The organism is Coprococcus intestinihominis (genome assembly GCF_040096555.1).
GTDB classification, from domain to species: domain Bacteria; phylum Bacillota; class Clostridia; order Lachnospirales; family Lachnospiraceae; genus Coprococcus_A; species Coprococcus_A intestinihominis.
The window spans coordinates 1-4,986 of record NZ_JBBMEK010000246.1 but is presented as its reverse complement, the minus strand read 5'-3'; the positions used below and the strand labels follow the sequence as shown (position 1 = coordinate 4,986).

Below are 4,986 nucleotides of genomic sequence, written 5' to 3'. Positions count from 1 at the left end.
AATTATGGCGTTAGTCTTAAATAGCGCTAACAGATCACGGAGGAATAAATAATGAAGAAAGTTTCAGTTATTGTACCGGTATATAATGCGGCAGAATTTTTGGCAGAAACGCTGGATACTATACTGAATCAGACATTAGAGGATATAGAGGTTATTGCGGTTAATGATGGATCAGCGGATAATTCCTGGGAAATCCTTGAAGATTATGCGGCAAGAGATACACGAATGCATATTATTGATCAGAAGAACGGCGGTCCATCTGCAGCGCGAAATAACGGATTGAATCATGTTGAGGGTGAATATGTATTCTTTTTTGATTCGGATGATTTACTGGTGGAAGATGCACTAGAAATCATGTATGAAAAAGCCAAGAGGATGGATGCAGATCTTGTTATCGGAAAATACGATATTTTCAATGGCGTTTCACTGACTTCTGTCAAGAATCTGGATGAATTAGTATCGCAGGATGTGATTGACAAATACGATAAAGGGATTCTTTGGACCTTTTCCTTAAGCAATAAACTTTTCCGAAGATCAGTTATTGAATCTAATCGCTTCCGTTTTGAACCGATTTCCTATTCAGAAGACGGCGTTTTCACAATGAATTTTGTTCACCATGCCAAAATGATTACCGGCAGTGATAATATTGTTTTTCATTATCGAAGAATGCCATTTGCCATCCAGTCATCGATAACATCAACGGTGAATGCATCTAAGATCAAAGATTATCTGACAGCACATAAATTGATTTATTTACATCTGAAGCAGTCTATTCGTGAAGAATTTTCTCAATATGCAGATTTTGGTGAATTACTCCATCATGAAGATGAAATGAATCAGTATATGAATGAATTCCTGAAAAAAGAAATTAATGTTCTTTTAAATCAGTTCTACAAGAAGTTCTGGCAGATAGAAGAAAATACATTGAATTTATTGGCAAAGACAATTTATGGACTGCTGCAAAAAGTCAATCTGGATGTTTATTACCAGTTGGCAGGGCATCATGCGGAACTGGATTTTGATCATTTATACGGCAGTTACGATGAAGCAAGGAAGGACTGCAGGGTGGCTGCAGTCCTTTATGGACATCCGGAACGAAAGGAAGAATTTTATCGTTGCTTGAAGTCCTTATTTGTCCAGACTTTAATCCCTGTTTTGATTTATGTTCCTTTAGGTATGAAAACGATGATGGATACCGATGAGGTCTGGCAGGAGAATATTATTTTTATAGACTGTGAAGAGGAGACAGAGTTTTATCAGAAGGCGCTTGGTGCTGCATCAGGTGAATATATTGTTTTTGCGGAGGATAGATTTAGTTATGAAATAGGGGCTTTTTATCGTCTGTATCATAATATTCGCAAAATGAATCTGGATGTTTTTGACAGTGTTGTGAACATTAATATTGGAGATAAGGCGGTTATGTGTTCATGGCATAATCGTGCCATAAATAGCATGAAAAACTTCAGAATATTTGGAGACTATTCTAAGAGAGATGCATTTTTGCCAAATAAAATGATTCGTGTAGATTTTCTTAGAAATCTGAAACCGGATTTTGCGAAAAGCAAAGCAGTGTTGACGGAAGAAATCATGCAGAAAGCGTATTTTGCTGTTTCACAAAAGGTGAATATTGTATTTGAAGAGGGTATTGACGATGAAAGCTTTATCCGATACCTGAAAGCGTCAGATGCTGCTTATTTCAATGAAATTGAAATGCCGTCGAGTGCAAGATCTTTGCATGATAAGCAGATTCAAAATGATCTTGTGGAAATTTATAAAAAACTGATGCCATCCAGGTTAAAGAAAAAAGAAAATCGCAAAAAGAGGACTTTAATTAACTGGATTAGTAAACTTCCTGTGCAGAATAAAGTTTTATTCTACAGTATTCGAAAAGAGAATGAACTGGAAGGCAATTTGAAGGCGATTTATGATTCGATTGAAGGCAATAAAATCATTTGCGCACATATGCTGCCTCACGATTCTTTATGGAAGCTGAAGATGTATTATGAGTTTGCAACCAGCAAAGTGATTATTGTCGATGATTATGCAAGATATCTGAGATTATTTCCGATGAAACCGGAACAGAGAGTTATTCAGTTGTGGCATGCCTGCGGTGCATTCAAGAAATTCGGTATCCATGGCACCAATCTGTCCATGCGAGAGGAAAAGGCAACGCATATGCAGTATAATCTTGTCTGCGTCAGTGCAGAAAACATCCGGCAGATTTATGCAAGTGCTTTTGATATTGATGTTGCAAAAGTAAGTGCGCTGGGTGTACCGCGAACGGATATGTATTTTGATCAGACGGTTATAAAGCACAAGCAGGATGAAATCCTTGAGAAATATCCTAAATGGAAAGGCAAGCGGATCATTTTATATGCGCCGACATTCAGAGATAAGAATGCAAAGCGTTCGGAATTTAAACCGGATATTGATTTCGATGATTTGAGCCGACGATTGGGAGACAATACAGTCTTTATTATTGCACCGCACCCGGTTATGACAGAAAAAATCTTGTCGAAAACTTATCCTAATATTCAGGAAATCCGGGATATCAGTACGGGGGATTTGATGTTTGTGTCAGATTTGATGGTAACAGATTATTCATCTGTTATTTTTGAGTATGCATTGTTAAATAAGCCGATTGTTTTTTATTGCTATGACAAGGCTATTTACAATCGTGGTTTCTATCTGGACTATGATCATGATCTTCCGGGGGAGATTTTTGAAGATTACGAAAGTTTTGCCGGTTATCTGGAACATCCGGAAAAACAGATTGTGACTGAGAAACACCAGAAGTTCATTGAGAAGTACATGTCTGCATGTGACGGTCACAGTACAGAAAGAATAGCAGGAATTATTAATCGTTATATAGGAGGACAGAGGAATGAATAAGAATATAACTTTGCTCAGCCTGTATGCATCTTCAAGCAGATATGATTTTTTTATTTTAAAGGATGAATTGCAGAAAAATGATTCTGGATGCTCAGTACATTATTTCCTGGGAAACAGAGAAGCGAAGGAAAAAAACCAGGTCCGCAGTATGTTGTATGAAGCAGGAGCTCTGAAAGACTATGATAGTGACTGGGTAGGTATTGAAGGATTTTTGCCGGAAGAGTTTGTGATTGAGGGCAGCAAAACTAAGCGTTATCTTTTATTAGAACCTTTTGACATATTATTTCGTATGAAATGGAACCGAAAGAATTGTCAGCAGTTCCTGCAAGGCTATACGCATGTTGTAGTTCCGTCTTCTTATTGGGCGGATAAAATTCGCTCATGTATGGGAGAATCTGAAATTCAGATTCTCCGGGATGTACAGCTGCCGTTCTTTGAAAAAGCAGCGGATCAGACGTATCAACAGGTGAGCAGGGCTCAGCTGGAGGAAAGATATACAGATTTAATCGGGAAGAAAATTATGTATATTAACCTGACCGGTCAGAGAGCAAATCCTGAACGAAATGATTATACTGAGATGAATATGAAGGCATTGCTGGACATTCTCCCTGAAGATTGGATTATTGTGACAAACAGCCTGAATCTGCGATTTGCATCGAGATATCTGGATGCTGTATATAGAAATAAATTTATTTATCTTTCAGCCGGAACAATGAAGCAGCAGTTATTGACATGTGCGGATTGTTTAATGAGTAATAATGCTTATAGCTGTGCGCTGTTTGCCAGCATGGGGCGCCCTTATGCAATTGTTCAGTTTAGCGATAATAGTTTTGAAAAATATATGCATAAACGGAGCAGACATCAGATGATTACAAATAAAGAAAATATGGCAGAAACAGTACGATTAATGATAAACGGGGAATATCCATCCAGAATGGTTGAAGAGTTGGATATGACAGCTGATAAGTCATTAGTTCAGGAGATTTTGGATATTTGATGTGATAATGATTTAGCTATATGATATAATAATAAAAATAGGTACAGTTGGAAACTTTGTATAATTGTAAGAAGGAGACAGATATGAAAAGATTATTCAAAGGGAATGTTATGATGCTGGTTTTATGCCTCATATTGTTTTTAGGTTGTGGCGCTGTTTATGCAGCAGAGATTGGAACACAACAGGCAACGGAAACTGCGGGTGGGTCTAAGTGAAACAGAATCTGAAACGATGAGTGAAGCGCAGACCGAGACGGAAGAAGAAAAGGATACAGACGGTGTAAATAGGGTGAATTCTTTAGGAACGACTTTGGATGAAGGACAGTCTGATCCTGAGATAATCAATTCAGAACCGGAGTCTGAAACTGAAACAGATGTTCCGATGCAAGGGTGGATTGAAACAGAGACAGGAAAAATGTATTATGTTGATAATCAGCCAGTTGTAGGTGAAAGAAGAATAGATGGTGCCTGGTATTATTTTAATGAAAGCGGCATCATGGCAACAGGAATTACTGTTCAGACTGACAGACCAGATAAAATTTATTATTATGATGAAGATGGAAAGATGCATTATGGATGGAAAGAACTAGATGGAAAGCAATACTATTTTCATCCAACATTAGGTGTAATGTTAAAAGGGGCAGAACGTAATATAGATGGTGTCTGGTATTATTTTAATGAAGATGGTGTAATGGCAACGGGATGGACAAACCATCACAATCATACTTATTATTATCAGAATGATGGACATATGACATATGGTGAAAAGTATATAGATGGTTATTGGTATTATTTCCATGAAAAAACAGGTGTAATGGCAACCGGGTGGAGCAAACATCATAACCATACCTATTATTATCAGAATGATGGACATATGACATATGGCGAGAAATATATAGATGGTTATTGGTATTATTTTCATGAGCGTACAGGTGTGATGGCAACAGGATGGGCTAAGCATCATGATCATACATATTATTACCAATCTAACGGTCATATGTATTACGGTGAAAAACATCTGGGAAATTATTGGTATTATTTCAAAAAGGGAACAGGTGTGATGGCAACAGGGTGGACTGTGCAATCTGAAAAACCAGG

General features: G+C 37.5%; 4 protein-coding genes. All 4 read left to right on the top strand.

Annotation, left to right across the window (positions count from 1 at the left end):
- Nucleotides 1–51: 51 nt before the first annotated feature.
- A complete protein-coding gene (locus WMO25_RS14775; protein ID WP_349085939.1) occupies nucleotides 52–2,892 on the top strand; it encodes a bifunctional glycosyltransferase/CDP-glycerol:glycerophosphate glycerophosphotransferase in 2,841 nt (946 codons plus the stop codon).
- Nucleotides 2,885–3,889: a hypothetical protein gene (locus tag WMO25_RS14770; RefSeq protein ID WP_349085938.1), complete on the top strand. Its 1,005-nt coding sequence runs from the start codon at nucleotides 2,885–2,887 to the stop codon at nucleotides 3,887–3,889. Before WMO25_RS14775 ends, WMO25_RS14770 begins: the two co-directional genes overlap by 8 nt.
- 83 nt (nucleotides 3,890–3,972) lie before the next feature.
- The gene (locus WMO25_RS14765; protein ID WP_349085937.1) at nucleotides 3,973–4,104 is read left to right on the top strand and encodes a hypothetical protein; all 132 of its coding nucleotides are present in this window, start codon (nucleotides 3,973–3,975) and stop codon (nucleotides 4,102–4,104) included.
- Nucleotides 4,105–4,120: 16 nt separating this feature from the next.
- On the top strand, nucleotides 4,121–4,986 hold an 866-nt coding region (locus tag WMO25_RS14760; protein WP_435384318.1), incomplete at its 3' end, for an N-acetylmuramoyl-L-alanine amidase family protein.